The 20,597-nt window shown below is 70.9% G+C and carries 18 protein-coding genes and 1 pseudogene; 8 read left to right on the top strand and 11 right to left on the bottom strand.

Going from position 1 to position 20,597, the window contains the following annotated elements; genetic code table 11:
• Positions 1-181: 181 nt before the first annotated feature.
• Positions 182-2,419 (top strand): transglycosylase domain-containing protein, encoded by a 2,238-nt coding sequence (locus ACQUQD_RS14985; RefSeq protein WP_428952566.1) that lies wholly within the window; start codon positions 182-184, stop codon positions 2,417-2,419.
• Between the two features lie 115 nt (positions 2,420-2,534).
• On the opposite strand, the gene ACQUQD_RS14980 is transcribed toward ACQUQD_RS14985, so the two are convergent.
• From ACQUQD_RS14980 to ACQUQD_RS14965, 4 genes are all read right to left on the bottom strand, one after another.
• Positions 2,535-4,577 (bottom strand): SpoIIE family protein phosphatase, encoded by a 2,043-nt coding sequence (locus tag ACQUQD_RS14980; protein WP_428952565.1) that lies wholly within the window; start codon positions 4,575-4,577, stop codon positions 2,535-2,537.
• 37 nt (positions 4,578-4,614) lie between these two features.
• Positions 4,615-5,280 carry a class I SAM-dependent DNA methyltransferase gene (locus ACQUQD_RS14975; RefSeq protein WP_428952564.1) on the bottom strand — a complete coding sequence of 222 codons (666 nt, stop codon included), beginning with the start codon at positions 5,278-5,280 and terminating at the stop codon, positions 4,615-4,617.
• 170 nt (positions 5,281-5,450) lie between these two features.
• On the bottom strand, positions 5,451-6,128 hold the full coding sequence (fomD, locus tag ACQUQD_RS14970; RefSeq protein ID WP_428952563.1) for a cytidylyl-2-hydroxypropylphosphonate hydrolase: 678 nt from the start codon (positions 6,126-6,128) through the stop codon (positions 5,451-5,453).
• A gap of 74 nt (positions 6,129-6,202) precedes the next feature.
• A complete protein-coding gene (locus tag ACQUQD_RS14965) occupies positions 6,203-7,597 on the bottom strand; it encodes a class II fumarate hydratase (protein WP_428952562.1) in 1,395 nt (464 codons plus the stop codon).
• Between the two features lie 98 nt (positions 7,598-7,695).
• Between ACQUQD_RS14965 and ACQUQD_RS14960 the strand changes: the two genes are divergently transcribed.
• Positions 7,696-8,070, top strand: a complete 375-nt coding sequence (locus ACQUQD_RS14960; protein ID WP_428952561.1) for a VOC family protein — start codon at positions 7,696-7,698, stop codon at positions 8,068-8,070.
• Positions 8,071-8,120: 50 nt separating this feature from the next.
• Here the strand turns inward: ACQUQD_RS14960 and ACQUQD_RS14955 are convergent, their stop codons facing one another.
• Positions 8,121-9,791 carry a fumarate hydratase gene (locus ACQUQD_RS14955; RefSeq protein ID WP_428952560.1) on the bottom strand — a complete coding sequence of 557 codons (1,671 nt, stop codon included), beginning with the start codon at positions 9,789-9,791 and terminating at the stop codon, positions 8,121-8,123.
• 248 nt (positions 9,792-10,039) lie between these two features.
• Between ACQUQD_RS14955 and ACQUQD_RS14950 the strand changes: the two genes are divergently transcribed.
• Complete coding sequence (locus ACQUQD_RS14950; protein WP_428952559.1) at positions 10,040-10,714, top strand: DUF1707 SHOCT-like domain-containing protein; 675 nt, start codon at positions 10,040-10,042, stop codon at positions 10,712-10,714.
• 149 nt (positions 10,715-10,863) lie between these two features.
• A complete protein-coding gene (locus ACQUQD_RS14945; RefSeq protein WP_428952558.1) occupies positions 10,864-11,235 on the top strand; it encodes a WhiB family transcriptional regulator in 372 nt (123 codons plus the stop codon).
• A gap of 94 nt (positions 11,236-11,329) precedes the next feature.
• Here the strand turns inward: ACQUQD_RS14945 and glpX are convergent, their stop codons facing one another.
• Positions 11,330-12,367 carry a class II fructose-bisphosphatase gene (gene glpX / locus ACQUQD_RS14940; RefSeq protein ID WP_428952557.1) on the bottom strand — a complete coding sequence of 346 codons (1,038 nt, stop codon included), beginning with the start codon at positions 12,365-12,367 and terminating at the stop codon, positions 11,330-11,332.
• A gap of 194 nt (positions 12,368-12,561) precedes the next feature.
• Here glpX and ACQUQD_RS14935 point away from each other — a divergent pair, with 194 nt between their 5' ends.
• On the top strand, positions 12,562-13,098 hold the full coding sequence (locus tag ACQUQD_RS14935; protein WP_428952556.1) for a DUF4245 domain-containing protein: 537 nt from the start codon (positions 12,562-12,564) through the stop codon (positions 13,096-13,098).
• Positions 13,099-13,182: 84 nt separating this feature from the next.
• Here ACQUQD_RS14935 and ACQUQD_RS14930 read toward each other — a convergent pair.
• The 4 genes and pseudogenes from ACQUQD_RS14930 to xseA form a co-directional block, all read right to left on the bottom strand.
• A pseudogene (locus tag ACQUQD_RS14930) lies at positions 13,183-13,326 on the bottom strand (malonic semialdehyde reductase); the annotation flags it as partial.
• 123 nt (positions 13,327-13,449) lie between these two features.
• Positions 13,450-14,040, bottom strand: a complete 591-nt coding sequence (locus ACQUQD_RS14925; RefSeq protein WP_428952555.1) for a malonic semialdehyde reductase — start codon at positions 14,038-14,040, stop codon at positions 13,450-13,452.
• Positions 14,041-14,172: 132 nt separating this feature from the next.
• Complete coding sequence (locus ACQUQD_RS14920; protein WP_428952554.1) at positions 14,173-14,427, bottom strand: exodeoxyribonuclease VII small subunit; 255 nt, start codon at positions 14,425-14,427, stop codon at positions 14,173-14,175.
• Between the two features lie 14 nt (positions 14,428-14,441).
• Positions 14,442-15,719, bottom strand: a complete 1,278-nt coding sequence (gene xseA / locus ACQUQD_RS14915) for an exodeoxyribonuclease VII large subunit (RefSeq protein WP_428952553.1) — start codon at positions 15,717-15,719, stop codon at positions 14,442-14,444.
• Positions 15,720-15,833: 114 nt separating this feature from the next.
• Between xseA and ACQUQD_RS14910 the strand changes: the two genes are divergently transcribed.
• Positions 15,834-17,342 carry a collagen-binding domain-containing protein gene (locus ACQUQD_RS14910; protein WP_428952552.1) on the top strand — a complete coding sequence of 503 codons (1,509 nt, stop codon included), beginning with the start codon at positions 15,834-15,836 and terminating at the stop codon, positions 17,340-17,342.
• 36 nt (positions 17,343-17,378) lie between these two features.
• Here the strand turns inward: ACQUQD_RS14910 and ACQUQD_RS14905 are convergent, their stop codons facing one another.
• On the bottom strand, positions 17,379-18,734 hold the full coding sequence (locus ACQUQD_RS14905) for an APC family permease (protein WP_428952551.1): 1,356 nt from the start codon (positions 18,732-18,734) through the stop codon (positions 17,379-17,381).
• Positions 18,735-18,808: 74 nt separating this feature from the next.
• Here ACQUQD_RS14905 and ACQUQD_RS14900 point away from each other — a divergent pair, with 74 nt between their 5' ends.
• Together ACQUQD_RS14900 and ppgK are read left to right on the top strand one after the other, a co-directional pair.
• The gene (locus ACQUQD_RS14900; protein WP_428952550.1) at positions 18,809-19,816 is read left to right on the top strand and encodes a 4-hydroxy-3-methylbut-2-enyl diphosphate reductase; all 1,008 of its coding nucleotides are present in this window, start codon (positions 18,809-18,811) and stop codon (positions 19,814-19,816) included.
• A gap of 30 nt (positions 19,817-19,846) precedes the next feature.
• Positions 19,847-20,593: a polyphosphate--glucose phosphotransferase gene (ppgK, locus tag ACQUQD_RS14895; protein ID WP_428952549.1), complete on the top strand. Its 747-nt coding sequence runs from the start codon at positions 19,847-19,849 to the stop codon at positions 20,591-20,593.
• The last annotated feature ends 4 nt before the right edge of the window (positions 20,594-20,597 follow it).

The following is a 20,597-nucleotide window of genomic DNA, read 5'->3' as shown; positions in this document are numbered from 1 at the left end:
ACCATAGGCACCCCTGGATCGTCGGTTCCCATGGGGCAGGTGCTGATTGTCACGTCCGGAAATGACCGGATCGGCAGGGTTTTGCCTTAAGTGGCGGTGTTAGCTTCATGAGCTGATTCGGCACAGAAGTGCACGGAAACACCAGTCGTGATCACGAACGAGAAGCGGAGCAACTGAGGTCATGGGCCGAGCGGATGCGAGGAAAGCGCAAAAGCGCGCGGCGCGGCCGTCGGGCATACGCCGCTTCTTCACGTGGAAGAAGCTCCTGGGTGCGTTCTTCGGGTTCGTGCTGCTGTGCATGGGCGCGTTCGTGGTGCTGTACCTGGTGATCGACGTGCCCGAGGGCAACCCCGACGCCAAGCTGCAGAGCAACGTCTACAAGTACAGCGACGGCACCACCATGGCCCGCACCGGTGAGGTCAACCGCGAGATCGTCGACCTGTCCGAGGTGCCGAAGCCGGTCCAGCGGACCTTCGTCGCCGCCGAGAACAAGACGTTCTACAAGGACAAGGGCATCGACCTGAAGGGCACCGCCCGCGGTGTCCTCAACACGGTCACCGGCAAGGGCAAGCAGGGTGGTTCGACGATCACCCAGCAGTACGTGAAGAACTACTACCTCACGCAGGACCAGACCGTCTCGCGCAAGCTGAAGGAACTGGTCATCTCGCTCAAGGTCGACCGCAAGAAGTCCAAGGACGACATCCTCGCCGGCTACATCAACACCAGCTACTACGGCCGCGGCGCCTGGGGCATCCAGGCCGCCGCCAACGCCTACTACGGCATCGACGCCTCGAAGCTGACGGTGGAGCAGGGCGCGTACCTCGCGGCGCTCCTCCAGGCCCCGAACCAGTACGACTGGGCGATCGCCTCCGACACCGGCAAGACCCTGGCGAAGCAGCGCTGGAACTACGTCCTCGACAACATGGTCGACATGCACTGGCTCAGCGCGAGCGAGCGTCAGGGCATGAAGTTCGAGGAGCCCGAGGCGCCGAAGGCGGCCGCCGGACTCCAGGGGCAGGAGGGCTACCTGTACACGGCCGCGAAGGAAGAGGTGCAGAAGGACCTCAACCTCACGGACGAGCAGTTCGCCGCGGGCGGCTACACGATCACCCTCAACATCGACCGCAAGAAGCAGAAGCAGCTGGAGAAGTCGGTCAAGCAGCAGCTCTCCGACAACCTCAACCGCAAGAAGAAGCCGGACTCCCGGGTACAGGCCGGCGCCGTCTCGGTCGACCCGAAGACCGGCAAGGTGCTCGCGCTGTACGGCGGCGAGGGGCTCAGCAAGCACTACGTCAACAACGCCACGCGCACCGACTACCAGCCGGCCTCCACCTTCAAGCCGCTGATCCTCGCGGCCGCCCTGGAGAGCAACGCCAAGACGCAGACCGACCAGTCGATCAAGGCGAGCACGGTCTACGACGGCACCAACAAGCGCCCCGTGGTCGAGAACGGCAAGAAGGTCGGCTTCGCCCCGCCGAACGAGGACAACCGCAGCTACGGTCCGGTCACCGTGCAGACCGCCATGAACAAGTCCATCAACTCCGTCTTCGCGCAGATGGGCGCCGACGTCGGCATGGACCAGGTCATGTCGATGGCGAAGAAGCTCGGCATGGACGACGCCGACCTCAAGCCGTACTACGCGCAGACCCTCGGCACCATGGGCGCCAGCCCGATGGAGATGGCGGGTGTCTACGCGACGCTCGACAACCACGGCAAGCAGGTCACCCCGCAGATCGTGAAGTCGGTCTCCAAGCAGGGCCAGCCGGTCGATCTGCCGAAGGCGATCGGCGAGCAGGTCATCAGCCGCGGCGCCGCCGACTCGGTCACCTCGGTGCTGACCGGCGTGGTCGACGACGGTACGGCGAAGACCTCGGTGCGGGACAACCCGGCCCGCGACGGTCAGCAGGTCGCCGGCAAGACCGGTACCTCCGACTACAACCGTTCGGCCTGGTTCACCGGGTACACCCCGGACCTGGTCACGTCGGTGGGCCTGTTCGGCGAGGGCGCGCTGAAGACGTCGGAGGCGGGCAAGCACGTCTCGATGGAGGGCGCCGGCGGCCTTCCCCGCGTCGACGGCGGCAGCTTCCCGGCCCGCATCTGGGCGCAGTACATGTTCAACTCGACCAGCGCCAACAGCAAGTTCGACCTCGACACCGACATGGGTGCGGGCGTCGAGCCGACCACGACGGCACCGTCGACGCCGACCCAGGAGCCGTCGACCCCGTCGACCCCGAGCGACACGCCGACCACGACGCCGCCGTCGACCCCGTCGACGCCGACCGAGACCCCGACCACCGGGCCGCCGACGGACGAGCCGACGGACGGCACCCCGTCGACCCCGTCGGACACCGGCTCGCCGACCTTGGGCATCCCGGAGAACCCGCTCGACGGCAACAACGACGACGGCAGAGGCGACTAGCAGAGGCGACTAAGGGCCACCCGCCCGAGACCGCCTCATATGCCGAGGGGCCGGAACCCAGCTGGGTTCCGGCCCCTCGGCACTGCGCTGTCCGGCCGCTGCCGCGCGGCCCGGCTCACTCCCCGTCCGGGGCGCGGTCGCCCGCGGGCCGCGCCAGCTCGAACCAGACGACCTTCCCGGTGCTCAGCCGGGTCGCTCCCCAGCGCCGGGCCAGCCGGTTCACCAGGAACAGGCCGCGCCCGCCCTCGTCGGTGGCCCGCGCCTGCCGCTGCCGGGGCAGCTGCGGCACGTCGTCACCGACCTCGCAGCGCAGCACATCGGTCCGCAGCAGGCGCAGCGTCACCGGCCGCGAGGCGTACCGCACCGCGTTCGTCACGACCTCGCTCACCAGCAGCTCGACCGAGTCGGTCATCTCCTCGAGCCCCCAGCGGGCCAGCGCACTGCGGGCCAGCCGCCGCGCACGGCCCGGCGCCGCGTCCTCCGGCTCCAGGAACCAGTACGCGACATCGCTCGGCGCGATCCCGTCGAAGCGGGCGGCGAGCAGCGCGATGTCGTCGTCCCGGTCGCCCGGACCGAGCATGTCGAGGACGTCGTCGCAGAGCGCCTCCAGCGGCGGCGGATGGTCCGGGCCCGTCAACTGCGCCGTCGCGGCGAGCCGTTCGCGCAGCTGCTCTATGCCGGTCCACACGTCCCGCAGCCGCGACTCGACCAGCCCGTCGGTGTACAGCAGCAGCGTGGCGCCCGCCGGGGCGTCCAGCTCGACGGCCTCGAAGTCGACGCCGCCGACCCCGATCGGCGCGCCCGGCGGCACCCGCAGCACCTCGGCGCGGCCGCCCAGGTGCAGCAGCACCGGCGGCGGATGCCCGGCGTTGGCGATGGTGATGCGGTGCGCGACCGGGTCGTACACCGCGTACAGGCACGTCGCCATCCGGTCCGTGCCGAGCCGCTGCGCCTGCTCGTCGAGATGGTGCAGCACCTCCTGCGGCGGCAGATCGAGCCCGGCCAGGGTCTGCGCGGTCGTGCGCAACTGGCCCATGATCGCGGCCGAGGTCATCGAGTGGCCCATGACGTCCCCGACGACCAGCGCGACCCGGCTGCCCGGCAACGGGATCGCGTCGTACCAGTCGCCGCCGACCCGCGCCGTCTCCGCCGCCGGCAGATAGCGCGAGGCGAGCCGCACCCCGGTCGGACGCGGCAGCGTCTCCGGCAGCATCGTGCGCTGCAGTTCGTCCGCGATGTACGCCTCGCGCCCGTACAGCACCGCCTTGTCTATGCCGAGCGCGCTGTGCGTGGCCAGCTGCCCGGCCACCAGCAGATCGTCGCCGTCGAACGCGGCCCGGTCCGGGCGGCGCAGGAACACCGCCGCGCCGATCACCCGGCGCCGCCCCCGCAGCGGCGCCAGAATCGCGCGACGCCCCGTGGGCAACGCCCTCTCCCCGCCGAGGAGTTCGGGCAGCGCGGCGAGCGCGGCGGGCGAGTCCGCGAAGACCGGCCGCACCCCGCGCAGCACCTCGGCCAGCGCGCCGCCGCCCCGCACCTCGCACAACTCGGCGCTGTCCGGAGCGAGTTCGACCTGCGGCACAAGGATGCTGGGCGCCGGGACGCCGTCCGCGTCCAGGTCCTCGGCGGCGTCCGGAACCCGGTCGCTGCGGCGCAGCCGCAGCACCATCGGGCCGGTCGGGCGCTCGTCGCCGACCGGCAGCGGCTCGCGCAGATAGACCAGGATCGCGTCCGCGAACGTCGGCACCGTCGCCCGGCACAGGCCCATCACGATCTCGTCGAGGTCGATGCCGCGCGCGATGCGCCGGGTCGCCGCGCCGACGAAGCGCAGCCGGTCACCGTCGCGGCGCATCGCCGTGGGCTGGCCCGGCGGCCGCGGCTGACCGGAGCGCCGCTCGCCGCCGTCCGGCGGGCCGGCCGGACGCACCGGCTCGGGCGAGGGCGAACGCGGCTGCGAGTGCTCCGCGTCCGCCGAGGCCGACGGGACGGAAGAAGGGGTGGCAGCGCGCCGTGGCTGCTGCGGTAAGCCGTCGCCGGCCGGGGTCCCGGAGGCCTGTGGGGTACGCCTGAGGGCCCCGCGGGGCTCGGCGGGGCGGGCCGCCGTGCCGTGGTGGCGGCCTTCGTGGGAGCCTTGATGAGAGGCTGAGTGCTCCGTCACGCGTGTCGAATCCGTCCGTCCGGGGCTGCGCGCCGTGTCACTGGCCGGTGCGTCGGCAGTTGAGGAACAGCTGGTGCTCGGGTGGGGCGTGGGTGCTGGCGGGAGCGTACGCGTACGTCTCCTCCCCGGTGATCTCGAAGCCCGCATCGCGTACGACCTGGCGCAGTTCGTCCCGCAGGAAACCCGATACCCGGATTGTGTGGCCCAGGAACGGAATTTCCGCGTCATCCAGGTCGGCCTCGACCATGGACAACGCCAACAGGCCGTCAGGCCGCAGCAGCGAGCGCAGCAGCCGCAGCGCGTCCGGTATCTCGGCGCGCCCCAGCATCAGCAGCGTGAAGAAACAGGTGACGGCGTCGAACTGCCCCAGACCGTCCGGGCCCTGGGCGCTCAGCGTGGTCAGGTCGGCCTGGTGGAACTCCGCCTCGGGCACCTGCTTGCGGGCCAGCTCCAGCATGCCGGCGGACAGATCGACACCGACCACCTGGTGCCCCGCGTCCACGAGTTGACGGGCCGTCGGCACACCGGTGCCGCAGCCCACGTCGAGGACCCGCGCGCCGGGCCTCAGCTGAGACAGGAGCCGCTGCACGGCCGCCAGTTGGCCCTCCTTGTGCGGAAACGCTTCGTCATAGCGTCCGCCGATCGCGTCGAACGCCGCGGCCTGACCCGACCGGTCCGTCCTGTCCGTTCCGCCCACGTTCACGGTCTCCCGCCGCCCCTCGATGACCTCATTGACATCGTTGACATCGTGTCAGACCCACCGTATGCGCGAAGAGTTGCTGCTGGAGCCGCTCTTTGTGCTGCCTCCCGCGACACTGTGCGCTCTTGCGGAGGACGATCCTACGTTTCCCCCATGGGGGCGCATCAAGGGTCTCATGAGGACACGTGCGCGGGCGTACGGTCCCAGTCCGCCGGAAGCGCCGGGACCGGCCACGCGGGGTCGGGCCGCCAGTGCTGCCAGCCGTCCGAGAAAGGGTGCCCCCAGTCCTCGATCACCTCGATCGCCCGCTGCCCCGCGGCCCGCACCCCGGCGGCCCCCGCGGCACTCATCAGGCCCACGGCCTGCGCCTGAGCGAACTCGTCCTCGTCGTGCCAGCGCCAGCTCCCGTCCGGGTACACCGACAGATCGAGGAAGTGGTCCTCCGAGTCGACGCCCCCGGACCAGCGCACGCGCGGCTCCTCCAGGTTCACGTACCAGTTGCGGAACGACCAGTCCGGCTCCCAGAACAGCCACACCGACCAGGGCTCGCCCGGCCGCGCCACCTTCAGCACCCCCGCGCCGAACCAGCGGTCGCGCTGCACCGTGCGCGGCTTCGTGTAGCGGGTGGCGAGCGGCTCGCGGTGCACCGGGGTGCCGTCGGCGAGCACCGGCTTCACGCACTCGGTGCCCGGCGCCATCCACACGGCGAGCAGCTCGGGGGAGTCCTGGACGACCGTGACGGGACGACAGATGTGAAAACCGTCTCCCCCATTGGCGCGGTAGCGCCACAGGATCGACTCCCCGGGCACCCAGCGCCCGCCACCCTCGTCAGCCCGGTCGTAGTCCGTCATGGACAGATATTAGGTGCCGTTGGCATAGGACGCTGCGGTGCGCGTCACGAAATACGTCAACCGGCCACGAGCTGTTACGGGTGGGTCATCCGCAGGACATCCAGCGCCTCGTCGAGCTGCTCCACCGTCAGGTCCCCGCGCTCCACGTACCCGCCCGCCAGGACGACCTCACGGATCGTCCTCCGCTCGGCGAGCGACTTCTTGGCGACCTTCGCGGCCTCCTCGTAGCCGATGTACTTGTTGAGCGGCGTGACGACGGACGGCGACGACTCCGCGTACTCGCGGGCCCGCTCGCGGTTGGCGGTGATGCCGTCGACGGTGCGGTCGGCCAGCAGCCGCGACACGTTCGCGAGCAGCCGGATCGATTCCAGGACGTTCTTGGCGATGACCGGCAGCATCACGTTCAGCTCGAAGTTGCCGGCGGCGCCCGCCGCGGCCACCGTCGCGTCGTTCCCGGTCACCTGCGCGGCGACCATCAGCGTCGCCTCGGGAATGACCGGATTCACCTTGCCCGGCATGATCGACGAACCGGGCTGCAGATCCGGCAGGTTGATCTCGGCGAGCCCGGTGCGCGGGCCCGACGCCGCCCACCGCAGATCGTTGGCGATCTTCGTCAGGCCGACCGCGATGGTGCGCAGCTGCCCGCTGGTCTCCACGATGCCGTCGCGCGCGCCCTGCGCCTCGAAGTGGTCGCGGGCCTCCGTCAGCGGCAGCCCCGTGGCCCGGGCGACCTCGGCGATGACGGCGGCCGAGAACCCGGGCGGCGTGTTGATCCCGGTGCCGACCGCCGTGCCGCCCAGCGGGAGTTCGGCCAGCCGCGGCAGCGACGCGGTGAGCCGCTCGACGCCGTAGCGGACCTGCGCCGCGTAGCCGCCGAACTCCTGGCCCAGCGTCACCGGCGTCGCGTCCATCAGATGCGTACGCCCCGACTTCACGACGTCCGCGAACTCGGCGGCCTTGCGCTCCAGCGACGCCGCGAGGTGCTCCAGGGCCGGGATCAGGTCGTGCGTGACGGCGGCCGTGGCCGCGATGTGGATCGAGGACGGGAAGACGTCGTTCGACGACTGCGAGGCGTTCACGTGGTCGTTCGGGTGGACGTCGCGGCCCAGGCGCTCGGTGGCGAGCGTGGCCAGCACCTCGTTCGTGTTCATGTTGGACGAGGTGCCGGAGCCGGTCTGGAACACGTCCACCGGGAACTCGTCGTCCCAGCGGCCCGCGGCGACCTCGGCGGCCGCGTCCGCGATGGCGCCGGCGATGTCCTTGTCGAGCACGCCGAGCTCCGCGTTCACCTTCGCGGCGGCGGCCTTGATCCGGGCGAGCGCCTCGATGTGCGCGCGCTCGAGACGTGCGCCCGAGATCGGGAAGTTCTCCACGGCGCGCTGCGTCTGCGCCCGCCACTTGGCGTCCGCGGGCACCCGCACCTCGCCCATGGAGTCGTGCTCGATCCGGAACCCGTCGTCGTTCGGCATGCTCGTCTTCCTCCTCGTGGCTCTGTCCGTGCCAGCGTCGCGCACCCGGCGGGTATTCCGGCCGTGTCCGGTGCGGGTGTCGTGGGAACCCGCGGGACATGACGACGACACTCGGAGGATTCGTCCTCGGCACCCCCGACCCCGCCGCCCTCGCCGACTTCTACCGCGCCCTGCTGGGCTGGGAGGAGGCCGAGCACCAGCCGGAGTGGGTACGGCTGCGCGACCCGGCACAGGAGCGCCCCGGCCTCGGCTTCCAGCGGGAGACCGACCACACGCCCCCGGTGTGGCCGCAGCGGCCCGGCAGCCAGCAGATGCAGGGGCACCTCGACCTCCAGGTCGACGACCTGGAGGCGGAGACCGCGCGGGCCCGCGCGCTGGGCGCGACGCTGGAGGCGCACCAGCCGCAGCAGGACGTCCGCGTGCTGCGCGACCCGCACGGCCACCCGTTCTGCCTGTTCCTGCCCGGCGCCTGACGCGCGAAGGCCCCCTCCGCGCCGGGAGGGGGCCTTCACGTACCGAGAGATCAGGACAGCTGCGAGCCCTGGCGCACCGGGATGCTCGTGAACGTCGGCGCCGGGGCCGGGTCCTTGAAGAAGTCGTTGCCCTTGTCGTCGACGACGATGAACGCCGGGAAGTCCTCGACCTCGATCTTCCAGACGGCCTCCATGCCGAGCTCCTCGTACTCGACGACCTCGACCTTCTTGATGCAGTCCTGCGCGAGACGCGCGGCCGGGCCGCCGATCGAGCCGAGGTAGAAACCGCCGTGCGCGTCGCACGCGTCGGTGACCTGCTGCGAGCGGTTGCCCTTGGCGAGCATCACCTTGGAGCCGCCCGCCGCCTGGAACTGCTCGACGTAGGAGTCCATGCGGCCGGCCGTCGTCGGACCGAAGGAACCGGAAGCGTACCCCTCGGGAGTCTTGGCCGGACCGGCGTAGTACACCGGGTGGTCCTTCAGGTACTGCGGCATCTCCTCGCCCGCGTCCAGGCGCTCCTTGATCTTGGCGTGCGCGATGTCGCGGGCCACGACCAGCGGGCCGGTCAGGGAGAGGCGGGTCTTCACCGGGTACTTGGTGAGCTCGGCGAGGATCGCGTCCATCGGCTGGTTCAGGTCGACGTTCACGACATCGCCCTCTTCCAGGTGCTCGTCCGTCGTCTCCGGCAGGAAGCGCGCCGGGTCCGTCTCCAGCTGCTCCAGGAAGACGCCCTCGGCGGTGATCTTCGCGACGGCCTGGCGGTCGGCCGAGCAGGACACGGCGATGGCGACCGGGCAGGACGCGCCGTGCCGCGGCAGGCGCACCACGCGCACGTCGTGGCAGAAGTACTTGCCGCCGAACTGGGCGCCGATGCCGATCTTCTGCGTCAGCTCGAAGACCTTCTCCTCCAGCTCCTTGTCACGGAAGCCGTGACCGAGCTCGGAGCCCTCGGACGGGATCTCGTCCAGGTAGTGCGCCGAGGCGTACTTCGCGGTCTTCAGCGCGTACTCGGCGGACGTGCCGCCCACCACGATCGCCAGGTGGTACGGCGGGCACGCGGCCGTGCCCAGCGAACGGATCTTCTCCTCCAGGAACTTCATCATGGAGCCCTCGTTGAGGACCGCCTTCGTCTCCTGGTAGAGGAACGACTTGTTGGCGGAGCCGCCGCCCTTCGCCATGAAGAGGAACTTGTAGGCGCCGCCGTCGGTCGCGTACAGCTCGATCTGCGCGGGCAGGTTCGAGCCGGTGTTCTTCTCGTCCCACATGGTCAGCGGGGCCATCTGCGAGTAGCGCAGGTTCAGGTTCTTGTACGCGTCGTAGATGCCCTTGGAGAGCGCCTTCTCGTCCTCACCTTCGGTGAGGACGTTCTGCCCGCGCTTGCCCATGACGATCGCGGTGCCGGTGTCCTGGCACATCGGCAGCACTCCGGCCGCGGCGATGTTCGCGTTCTTCAGCAGGTCGAGCGCGACGAACTTGTCGTTGTTCGACGCCTCGGGGTCGTCCACGATGCGGCGCAGCTGCGCGAGGTGGGCCGGGCGCAGGTAGTGCTGGATGTCGTGGATGGCCTCCTCGGCGAGCTTGCGCAGCGCCTCCGGCTCGACCTTCAGGAACGTACGGCCGTCCGGCCCCTCGGCGGTGGTGACGCCCTCCGAGGTCACCAGGCGATACGGGGTGGTGTCCTCGCCCTGGGGGAGCAGATCGGTGTACGCGAACTCAGGCATCTCGCCCATTCCTCTTTCGGCCGGTGGCAGCTGGCATCCGTTGGCAGCGCCAACCAGCGTAGAACCTGGCCGCGCCGGCGGGCCTGTGAGGTAAGGCTCAGTTCGCACCTCGCAGGCTCTGGGGTCTGCCCGGCGGGTCAGGTCGCGTCCGGGTGGCGTGCTGGTCGGCGTGCCAGGCCCCGCGCCCGCGACAAGATCCGCCGGACAGACCCTAGTCGCGATCTATCGCGTTTGGGTACGCTGCTGTCGTGGACCTTGAGAAGCGCCCCCAGCAGAGCGCCCCCGTGGCGGAGCCGACCGACCTGCGTGCCTCGGACGCCGACCGCGACCGCATCGCGGACATCCTGCGCGAGGCGCTCGCCGAGGGGCGGCTCGACGCGGAGGAGCACGCCGAGCGCGTCGAGGGGGTCTACCGCGCCAAGACGGTGGGTGAGCTGGAGCCGCTGGTCAGGGACCTGCCCGGCGCACACACGCCCCGCCCCGAGGTGGCCGCGGGCCCGCCGCCGAGCCGCCCGGCGCCCGGCACCATCCCGGCCGTCGCGAGCGAGAACCTCGTGGCGGTGTTCAGCTCCACCACCCGCAAGGGACGCTGGCGCGTGGGCCGCCGCACGCACGCGTACGCCGTGTTCGGCAACGTCGAGATCGACCTCAGCGAGGCGATCTTCGAGTACCCGCAGGTCTACATCAAGGCCGTCTCGGTCTTCGGCAACGTCGAGGTCCGCGTCCCGGAGAACATCTCGCTGCGCGGCAGCGGCGGCGGCGTCCTGGGCAACTTCGAGGTGGACACGCTCGACGCCACGGAACCCGAGGCGCCCGTCGTGTACGTCGACGGCATCGCGGTCCTCGGCAACATCGAGGCGCGGCCCAAGCGCGGCCGGCTCGTCCGCAACCTCGAGAAGCACCTGCGCAAGCACCTCGGCTGAGGCGCGCGCTCCGCCGCCCGAACTCCCGTATGCGCTCGGGAACTTCCGTGCTTCGGAACTCAGTGCATAGGCGTCGACACAGCGGGTAGAGCTTGCTGCATCGTCTCTCGCTCGCGAAAGCCGTCGTAAGCCGTCGTCAGGAGTAGACCGTGCTGCATCCGCCGCATCAGTCCCTGCAGGTCGCTGCCGTACCGCCCCAGCGGGTGCCAGTGAGTGACAGGGATCAGGACGCACCGTGGCACACGGAGGCCGTGTGCAGGCGCGACGAGGCGGGACTCTTCTTCGCCCCATCCAAGGAACCCACCGCCGCGCGCCTGTCGCGCGAGGACGCGGCCAAGCGGGTCTGCGCCCGCTGTCCCGTCCTGGTCGAGTGCCGCGAGCACGCCTTGCTCCAGCCGGAGCCGTACGGAGTGTGGGGCGGCCTCACCGCGGCCGAGCGCCGTGTCGTCCTGGCGCGCAGGCGCCGCCGCGAGGTCGAGCTGAAGAAGGCGGCTCCGACGACGGTGGCGGCCGCCGGATAGACCGAGCGTGAACGTGGTCGGGGGCGCCCCCTTGCACAAGGGGGCGCCCCCGACCACGTGTCCGCCGAAGCGGCTCCGGACGGCTCCGGTCCGGCTACTTGGCCCGGTCGAAGTCGATCGCGCTGTACGCCCGCAGCTTGCTCAGCCGGTGCTCGGAGTCGATCTGCCGGATCGTGCCGGACTTGGACCGCATCACGAGGGACGACGTCGTCGCCGTCTCGGAGCGGTAGCGCACGCCGCGCAGCAGTTCGCCGTCGGTGATGCCGGTGGCGACGAAGAAGACGTTCTCGCCGGAGACCAGGTCGTCCGTGGACAGCACCCGGTCCAGGTCGTGCCCGGCGTCCACGGCCCGCTGACGCTCCTCGTCGTCCTTGGGCCACAGCTTGCCCTGGATGACGCCGCCCAGGCACTTGATCGCGCAGGCGGAGATGATGCCCTCGGGGGTGCCGCCGATGCCGAGCAGCAGGTCGACACCGGAGTCCTCGCGCACCGCGAGGATCGAGCCCGCGACGTCGCCGTCGGAGATCAGCTTGATCCGGGCGCCGGTCTCGCGGACCTCCTTGATGATGCCCTCGTGGCGCGGCCGGTCGAGGATGACGACGGTGACGTCCTCGGGGGAGGCCTTCTTCGCCTTGGCGACCCGGCGGATGTTCACCGACACCGGCGCGTTGATGTCCACGTAGTCGGCCGCCTCGGGGCCGGCCACCAGCTTGTCCATGTAGAAGACGGCGGACGGGTCGAACATCGTGCCGCGGTCGGCGGCGGCGAGCACGGCGATCGCGTTCGGCATGCCCTTCGCGCACAGCGTCGTGCCGTCGATCGGGTCGACGGCGATGTCGCACTCGGCGCTCGTCCCGTCCCCGACCCGCTCGCCGTTGAACAGCATCGGCGCCTCGTCCTTCTCGCCCTCGCCGATGACGACGACACCGTTCATCGAGACGGTGGAGACGAGGGTCCGCATGGCGCGCACGGCCGCGCCGTCCGCGCCGTTCTTGTCCCCGCGGCCGACCCAGCGGCCCGCGGCCATCGCCGCCGCTTCCGTGACACGGACGAGTTCCAGGGCGAGGTTGCGGTCCGGGGCCTCAGAGGGGACCACGAGTTCGGACGGCAGCTGGTGATGTTGCTCGGTCATCGAGGCGCACCTTTCTGTTCCGGCTTTTCACCGGGATACGACGACGGCCGGATGAGGGTTGATGGCGACGACTCTATCGCCAGTCCGACAATCTGAGCAGACCGCCCCACGGATGAGCGGACCCGGCGATGTCGGGCCGCACATATCGGGACCTCCCGGCGGAGATCATCCGGCGACCTGCGACGATGGGGCGCGTGGCAGGAAGAAATGGCAAGAAGACGGTCGGCAGCCTGGTCCTCTCGCTCGGCGTCTGCGTCGTCGCGGCGGGTGTCGCGTACGTGTTCATCCCGCACGACGACTCCAAGGAACCGCAGGTCAAGCGGGTGGACTACCGGATCGAGCTGCTGACGGCCCGGCGCGCGGCCTCGTACCCGGTGGCCGCTCCCACCGGTCTCCCGACGGCCTGGAAGCCGACGTCCGTGCGCTACCAGGGCGACCCGAACGAGGCCTGGCACCTCGGCTTCCTCGACCCCGACGGCCAGTACGTCGCCGTCGAGCAGTCGACCGACAAGCCGGTCCGGTTCATCGACGACGCGAGCCAGGGCGCCGAGGAGACCAGCCGCACACAGACCATCGGCGGCGAGAGCTGGCAGCGGTACAAGGGCGAGAAGTACGACGCCCTGGTGCTGAAGCAGAAGGGCTCCACGACCATGGTGACCGGCACCGCCGGCTTCGGTCAGCTGACGAAGATGGCCGAGGCGCTGGAGATGAAGAAGGAAAAGACTTCCTAGTACGCGCGCGCCGGTGCGTGCGCATGCGTGAAAGGGCCCCGGCTTCGAGTGAAGCCGGGGCCCTTTCGGGTATGTGCGGGGGAATCAGGCGTCCTCGCCGGGCTTGCCGATGTTGATGACCATGAGCGGGGTGTGGTCGGCGTCCAGGAACTCCTTCTGGAGGCCGGCGAAGTCGACACCGGTCATCGGGCCCGCGGCGAGCCCGGCGGCGCGCACGCCGATGATGCTGTGTTCTCCCGGGGGTGACCCGCGGACCCCCAGCCGGACAAACGGGTCGCGCCGGTGCGGGGGTGTGCGAGAGGGCCCCGGCTTCGGGTGAAGCCGGGGCCCTCTCGCAGGTGCGGGTGTGGCTCAGACGGTCGTGATGACCTGGTCCAGCTCGAGGCGCGGGGAGCGGGGGAACCAGGCGTCCTCGCCGGGCTTGCCGATGTTGATGACCATGAGCGGGGTGTGGTCGGCGTCCAGGAACTCCTTCTGGAGGCCGGCGAAGTCGACACCGGTCATCGGGCCCGCGGCGAGCCCGGCGGCGCGCACGCCGATGATGAAGTAGGCGGCCTGCAGCGCCGCGTTCAGCAGGGCGGCCTGCTCGCGGACCGGGCGCTCCGAGAAGAAGGCGTCCTTGGCCTGCGGGAAGTGCGGGAGCAGCTGCGGGAGCTCCTCGTGGAACTCGTTGTCCGCGGAGAGGATCGCGACCAGCGGGGCGGTGGCGGTCTTCGGGCGGTTGCCCTCGGCCATGTGCTGCACGAGGCGCTCGCGGGCCTCGGGGGAGCGGACCAGGGTGATGCGCAGCGGCGACTGGTTGAAGGCGGTCGGGCCGAACTTGACCAGGTCGTAGATCGCCTGAACCTGCTCGTCGGTCACCGGCTCGTCGGTGAAGGTGTTCGCGGTGCGGGCCTCGCGGAAGAGCAGGTCCTGGGCGGCGGGGTCAAGAACGAGAGACATCGATCAACCTTCTCGGTACGACGTGACGGCTGCGACGATCCGATCCGTCCGGATCAGCCGGTGCCTCCGACCCTACGCCGATGAGGTTCAACTTTCAACCAAACCCCTCGTGACCCTGTTCACAAGCGTCCCTCACTCCTCCTCGGCGTCGTCCCCGGCGGCCTCGCCGCCGTCGCCGTCGTCCGTCTCGGCCAGCGCCGCGTCGAGCCGGGCCCGCGCCCCGTCCAGCCAGCGACGGCACACCTTCGCCAGCTCCTCGCCGCGCTCCCACAGGGCGAGGGACTCCTCCAAGGACGTGCCGCCGGCCTCCAGCCGCCGTACGACATCGATCAGTTCGTCCCGCGCCTGCTCGTAGCCGAGCGTCTCGTCGGCCGTCTTCGTGGTCATGCTGCTGTCCGTCCTCACGCTTCGGTTTCTGTGGCCAGTGCTTCCGTGGCCGGTCCATCTGTGTCCGGTGCCTCTGCGGCCGGTGCCGCTGTGACGCGTACGGTGAACTCGCCCTCCGCGACCCTGGCCCGCAACTCCTCGTCCGGCGCCGCCTCGGCCGGGGCGCGCACCACATGACCGTCCGCCTTCTGCAGCACCGCATAGCCGCGCTTGAGCGTCGCCGCGGGGGAGAGGGCGACCACGCGCGCGTGCGTGTGCGTCAGCTCGGACTCGGCGCGGTCCAACAGATGGCCGAGCGTGCGCCGGGCCCGCTCGGTCAGCGCCGCGACCTGCTCCTCGCGCTCGTCGACCATGCGGTGCGGGTCCTCTATCGAGGGCCGGGACAGCGCCGCGGCCAGGCCCCGCTCCTCGCGCTCGACGAACGCCTCCACGCTGCGCCGCGCCCGGTCGCGCAGCCAGCGCACCCGCTCGTACTCCTCCCCGACGTCCGGCACCACCTTCTTCGCCGCGTCGGTGGGCGTCGAGGCGCGCAGATCGGCGACGTAGTCGAGCAGCGGGTTGTCCGGCTCGTGCCCGATGGCGGAGACGACGGGCGTACGACAGGACGCCACCGCCCGCACCAACTGCTCGTCCGAGAACGGCAGCAGGTCCTCCACGCTGCCGCCGCCCCGCGCCACGATGATCACGTCGACGTCGGCCCGCGCGTCCAGGTCCTTGACCGCCTGGACGACCTGCGGCACCGCGTGCACACCCTGCACCGGCACATTGCGCACCTCGAAGCGGACGGCCGGCCAGCGGTGCCGCGCGTTCTCCAGCACATCGCGCTCGGCCGCCGAGGCGCGGCCGCAGACCAGCCCGATCAGCTGCGGCAGGAACGGCAGCGGCTTCTTGCGGTCGGCCGCGAACAGCCCCTCCGCCGCCAGCGACTTCTTCAGCTGCTCCAGACGCGCCAGCAGCTCACCGACCCCGACCGGGCGGATCTCGGCGGCGCGCAGGGAGAGCTGCCCGCGCGGCGCGTACCACTCCGGCTTCGCGTGCACGACGACCCGGGAGCCCTCGCGCACCACGTCCGCCACCGCGTCGAACACCTGCCGGTAGCAGGTGACCGACACCGAGATGTCGTACGACGGGTCGCGCAGCGTCAGGAACACCACGCCCGCCCCGGGTCTGCGGGACAGCTGGGTGATCTGCCCCTCGACCCACACGGCGCCGAGCCGGTCGATCCATCCGCCGATGAGCCGGGAGACCTCGCCCACGGGCAGCGGGGTCTCGGGGGACGTGTTGGCAGCCATGCCGCGAGGGTAGCCGCCGGGACCGACAGCGATGTGGGGCACACGGGTTGTCCTGACCGGGCCCCGGCGTGACCTCCCGGGCTCGCGCGCGCACCGTCCCTAGCGTCGGCCGGTATGACAAGAGTGATCAAAGCAGCGGTCCCGGCCGCGGCGGTGGCGACCTGTGCCGTGTGCGCGGGCGGGCTGCTGCTGGCCGCGGGCCCGGTGAGCTCCGCGCCGGCCGCCGCCCTGCGCGACACCGTGACCATCGGCAACCCCGTCGCCGGGAACAACGGCTTCGGGGTCGTCACCGAAGACGACGCCTACCTCGGCAGCACCGAGTCGGAAGGGCCCGTCGCCGTCGGCGGCGACCTGCGCTTCGGCGCCGGCTACAACGTCTCCCTGAACACCGCCGGCTCCTTCACCGCCCCCGGCGACACACAGCCCACCGCGCTGCTCGTCGGCGGCCGCGTCCGCTACGACCAGAGCGACCCGTCCGGCGTCCTCAAGGTCCTGCAGAACGGCTACGTCAAGATCGGCGACATGACCGGCGGGCACGCGCTGGACACCGACAGCAACGGCGCCTCCGTCAACACGCACGTCAACGCCGCCGGCGCCCCGTACGACGCCACGCCCCGGATCGAGCTGAGCACGCGCCAGGCCGCCGCGAGCGTCGGCCCCGCGAACCTGATGGACTTCCCCGGCCTGTTCACCACGTACCGGGACCGCGCGCAGCAGATGGCGACCTGCGCGAACAACGTCGTGCTGCGCGACGGCAACGGCGATCCGCTGCCCGACCAGACGACCGTCGCGCCGAACTCCCAGATCAAGATCTCCCTCGACAGCGGCCGCACCAACGTGCTGCACGTCACCGGCGCGATGCTCAACAACATCTCGACCCTGACGCTGCTGAACCAGCCGACGGCCGACGCGCCCCTGGTCATCGTGGTGGACACCAGCGCGGAGGGCGGGGACTTCACCTGGCACGCGCCGACGATGGCCGGGGTCGGCAGCTCCCAGACCCACATCCTGTGGGACTTCCCGGACGCCACGAAGATCACCAACCCGGACGGCGACCAGATCGAAGGCACGGTCTACGCGCCGAGCGCCGAGTTCATCGACCTCGACTCCTCGAACATCGAGGGCGACGTCATCGTGAAATCGCTGGTCCAGGGCTCGACCGCGGCCGTAGGGGGCAGCGCGGTGAACGCGGGGGAGATCCACTACCACCCGTTCGACGGGAAGGTGCAGTGCGAGGACGAGCCGACGCCGACCCCAAGTCCTACGCCGACGAAGTCGCCCGACGGCGGTACGGCCACCCCCAGTCCCACGCCGACCCCGACGCCCACCGCGACACCGACGGGGAACACGTCGCCGACCCCCTCGCCCACCCCCACCCCGACCGGGAGCACCTCGACGCCCACCCCGACGCCCACCCCGACCGGGGGCACGAACACGCCCACGTCGCCCGCCCCGACCCACTCGACGCCCACGAGCCCCTCGCCGACCGGCCCCGCGCTCGCGCACACCGGCTCGGACCGGCGGACCTCCGCCGTCCTCGGCGGCATCGCGGTCGCCCTGGTCGTCACGGGTGCCGGAGCGATCGCCCTGGGCCGACTGCGCAGGAACGGACGCCACCGCTGACCCCCTGACCAGCCCCAGGGGCGGGCGACGGCCGGACTACGCCGGGTCCGCCGCCCGCCCCCGCTGCGCCACCAGCACCACGAGCCCCACGACCAGCCAGATCGCACCGACCACCTGGGCCGCGCCCGACGCCTCCACGATCACCGCGACGGTGATCGCCGCGCCGAGCACCGGGACCAGGACGTGCCGCCACCAGCTCACCGGACCGCCCCGGCGCCGTACCGCGAAATAGCCGACCACACTGGCGTGCAGCAGCGTGAAGGCGGTCAGCGCGCCGATGTCGACGACCGAGACCAGGTGGTCCATGCCGTCGTCGCGCCGCGCCGCCCACACCGCCGCCACCAGCGTGATCACCGCCGCGATCAGCAGCGCCACCCGCGGCACCCCGGAGTCCGTCCGGGACAGCGCCTTCGGCAGCCGCCGGTCACGGGCCATCGCGAACAGCAGCCGGCCCGCCGCGGCCTGCCCGGCCAGCGCCGCGAACGCCGCGCCGATCGCCTTGCTCACCGCCACCAGGTCGTGCAGCCACCCGCCGACCGACGCGTCCACGGCGTCGTAGAACGCGGACCCCTGCTTGCCCGGATCCGCCGCCAGCTGCGCCGAGGTTGTCGGCTCAAGGAGCGCCACCAGGTACGTCTGCAGCACGAACAGCACACCCGTGAACGCCAGACAGAACAGCACCGCCCGCGCCACCTTCGCCGAGCCGCCCGTCACCTCCTCGGCGAACGTGGCGATCGCGTCGAAGCCCAGATACGAAAGGACCGCCACCGACACCGCGCCGATCACCGCCGACAGGGCGAACGCGCCCTGTGTACCGTCCCCGGTCAGCGGCGACAGCCAGTCCCGCTCCGCGCCGTCCCGGGCCAGCACCACGATCGCGGACACCACGAACACCAGCAGCACCACGATCTCCAGCGCCAGCACCGCGAAGCCGACCCGGGCCGCTGCCCGTACGCCCCACAGGTTCAGCAGCGTCGTGATGACCACCGCCAGCGCCGTCCACACCCACCGCGACACCGACGGCACCAGCGCGTTCATGGCGATGCCCGAGAAGAGATACGCCACGGCCGGGATCAGCAGATAGTCCAGCATCGCCATCCAGCCCGCGATGAACCCCGGCCCCTTGCCGAGGCCCACGCGCGCGTAGGCGTACACGGACCCCGCCCGCGGAGCGACCCGCACCATCTGGGCGTAGCTGAATGCGGTGAACGCCATCGCGACCGTCGCCACGATGTAGACCAGCGCGACCGCGCCGTGCGACTTCGCGTCGAGGGTGCCGAAGACACCGACGGGCGCCATCGGGGCGATGAACAACAACCCGTAGACGACGAGGTCCCGGAAACCGAGAGAGCGCCGCAGCGCCGCCTCTTCATGGGTCGTGTCGGCGGACATCCTGCCTCCGTGGGTCGCGAGGATCCCAGTCTCACCAGACGGGGGATCTTTGGCCTCCTGGGCGCGCCCTTACGATGGGAGGCATGACTGCTACGACTGGCTCCCGCCGCGTCCTGCTCGCCGCCCCCCGTGGCTACTGCGCCGGTGTGGACCGTGCCGTGATCGCCGTCGAGAAAGCCCTGGAGCAGTACGGTTCCCCGATCTACGTCCGCCACGAGATCGTGCACAACAAGTACGTCGTGCAGACCCTCGAGCGGAAGGGCGCCATCTTCGTCGAGCAGACGGACGAGGTCCCCGAGGGCTCCATCGTGATGTTCTCCGCGCACGGCGTCGCCCCGACCGTCCACGAAGAGGCCGAGCGCGGCAAGCTCGCCACCATCGACGCGACCTGCCCCTTGGTCACCAAGGTCCACAAGGAAGCGATCCGCTACGCCAACGACGACTTCGACATCCTCCTGATCGGCCACGAGGGCCACGAGGAGGTCATCGGCACCTCCGGCGAGGCCCCCGACCACATCACGCTGGTCGACGGCCCCGAGGACGTCGCCAAGGTCGAGGTCCGCGACCCGGACAAGGTCGTCTGGCTCTCCCAGACCACCCTCTCCGTCGACGAGACGATGGAGACGGTCGACGCCCTCAAGACCAAGTTCCCCGGTCTCGTCTCGCCGCCCAGCGACGACATCTGCTACGCCACGCAGAACCGCCAGCTCGCCGTGAAGCAGATGGGCGCCGAGTCCGACCTCGTCATCGTCGTCGGCTCGCGCAACTCGTCGAACTCGGTGCGCCTCGTCGAGGTCGCCAAGCTGGCCGGCGCGAAGGACGCCCACCTCGTCGACTTCGCGAGCGAGATCGACGAGGCCTGGCTGGACGGCGTGACCACCGTCGGCGTCACCTCGGGCGCCTCCGTCCCCGACGTCCTCGTCGAGGAGGTCCTGGAGTACCTCTCCCAGCGCGGCTACGCGGACGTGGAGATCGTCAAGGCGGCCGAGGAGTCCATCACCTTCTCGCTGCCGAAGGAACTCCGCCGCGACCTGCGCGCCGAGGCGGCCGCTCTGGTGGACGGTTCCCCGGCCGAGAAGTGACCGGAGCCACGGCGTCGTACCGTGGTGCCCATGGAGATCTTCGGTGTGGACATCGGCGGATCCGGGATCAAGGGCGCCCCGGTCGACCTGGAGCGCGGTGATCTCGCCCAGGAGCGGTTCAAGGTACTGACCCCGCAACCGGCCACGCCCGACGCCGTGGCCGACGGGGTCAAGCAGGTCGTCGACCACTTCGAGGGCGGCTGCGACCGGGTCGGCATCACCTTCCCCGGCGTCGTCACCGGCGGCTCCACGATCCGTACCGCCGCCAACGTCGACAAGAGCTGGGTCGACGTCGACGCCCGGGCCCTGCTCAGCGAGAAGCTCGGCGGCCTGCCCGTCACGATCCTGAACGACGCGGACGCGGCGGGCGTCGCCGAGATGAGCTTCGGCGCGGGACGCGGCCGCAAGGGCACCGTGCTGCTGCTCACCTTCGGCACCGGCATCGGCAGCGCCCTGTTCAGCGAGGGCGTCCTCGTCCCCAACACCGAGCTCGGCCACCTGGAGCTCGACGGCCACGACGCCGAGCACCGCGCCTCCACCAAGGCCAAGGAGGACCACGACCTGAGCTGGGAGCACTGGGCCAAGCGCGTCACGAAGTACCTGGCCCACGTCGAGATGCTGTTCTCGCCGGAGCTGTTCATCATCGGCGGCGGCGTCAGCCGCAAGGCCCACAAGTTCCTGCCCCTGATCGAGGGCATCAAGGCGGAGATCGTCCCGGCGCAGCTGCAGAACAACGCCGGGATCGTGGGCGCGGCGATGACGGCGTCGCGCACCTGAGGCA

This window comes from Streptomyces sp. cg35, assembly GCF_050410835.1.
Lineage (GTDB): Bacteria > Actinomycetota > Actinomycetes > Streptomycetales > Streptomycetaceae > Streptomyces.
This window is presented reverse-complemented; position numbering and strand designations above follow the sequence as displayed.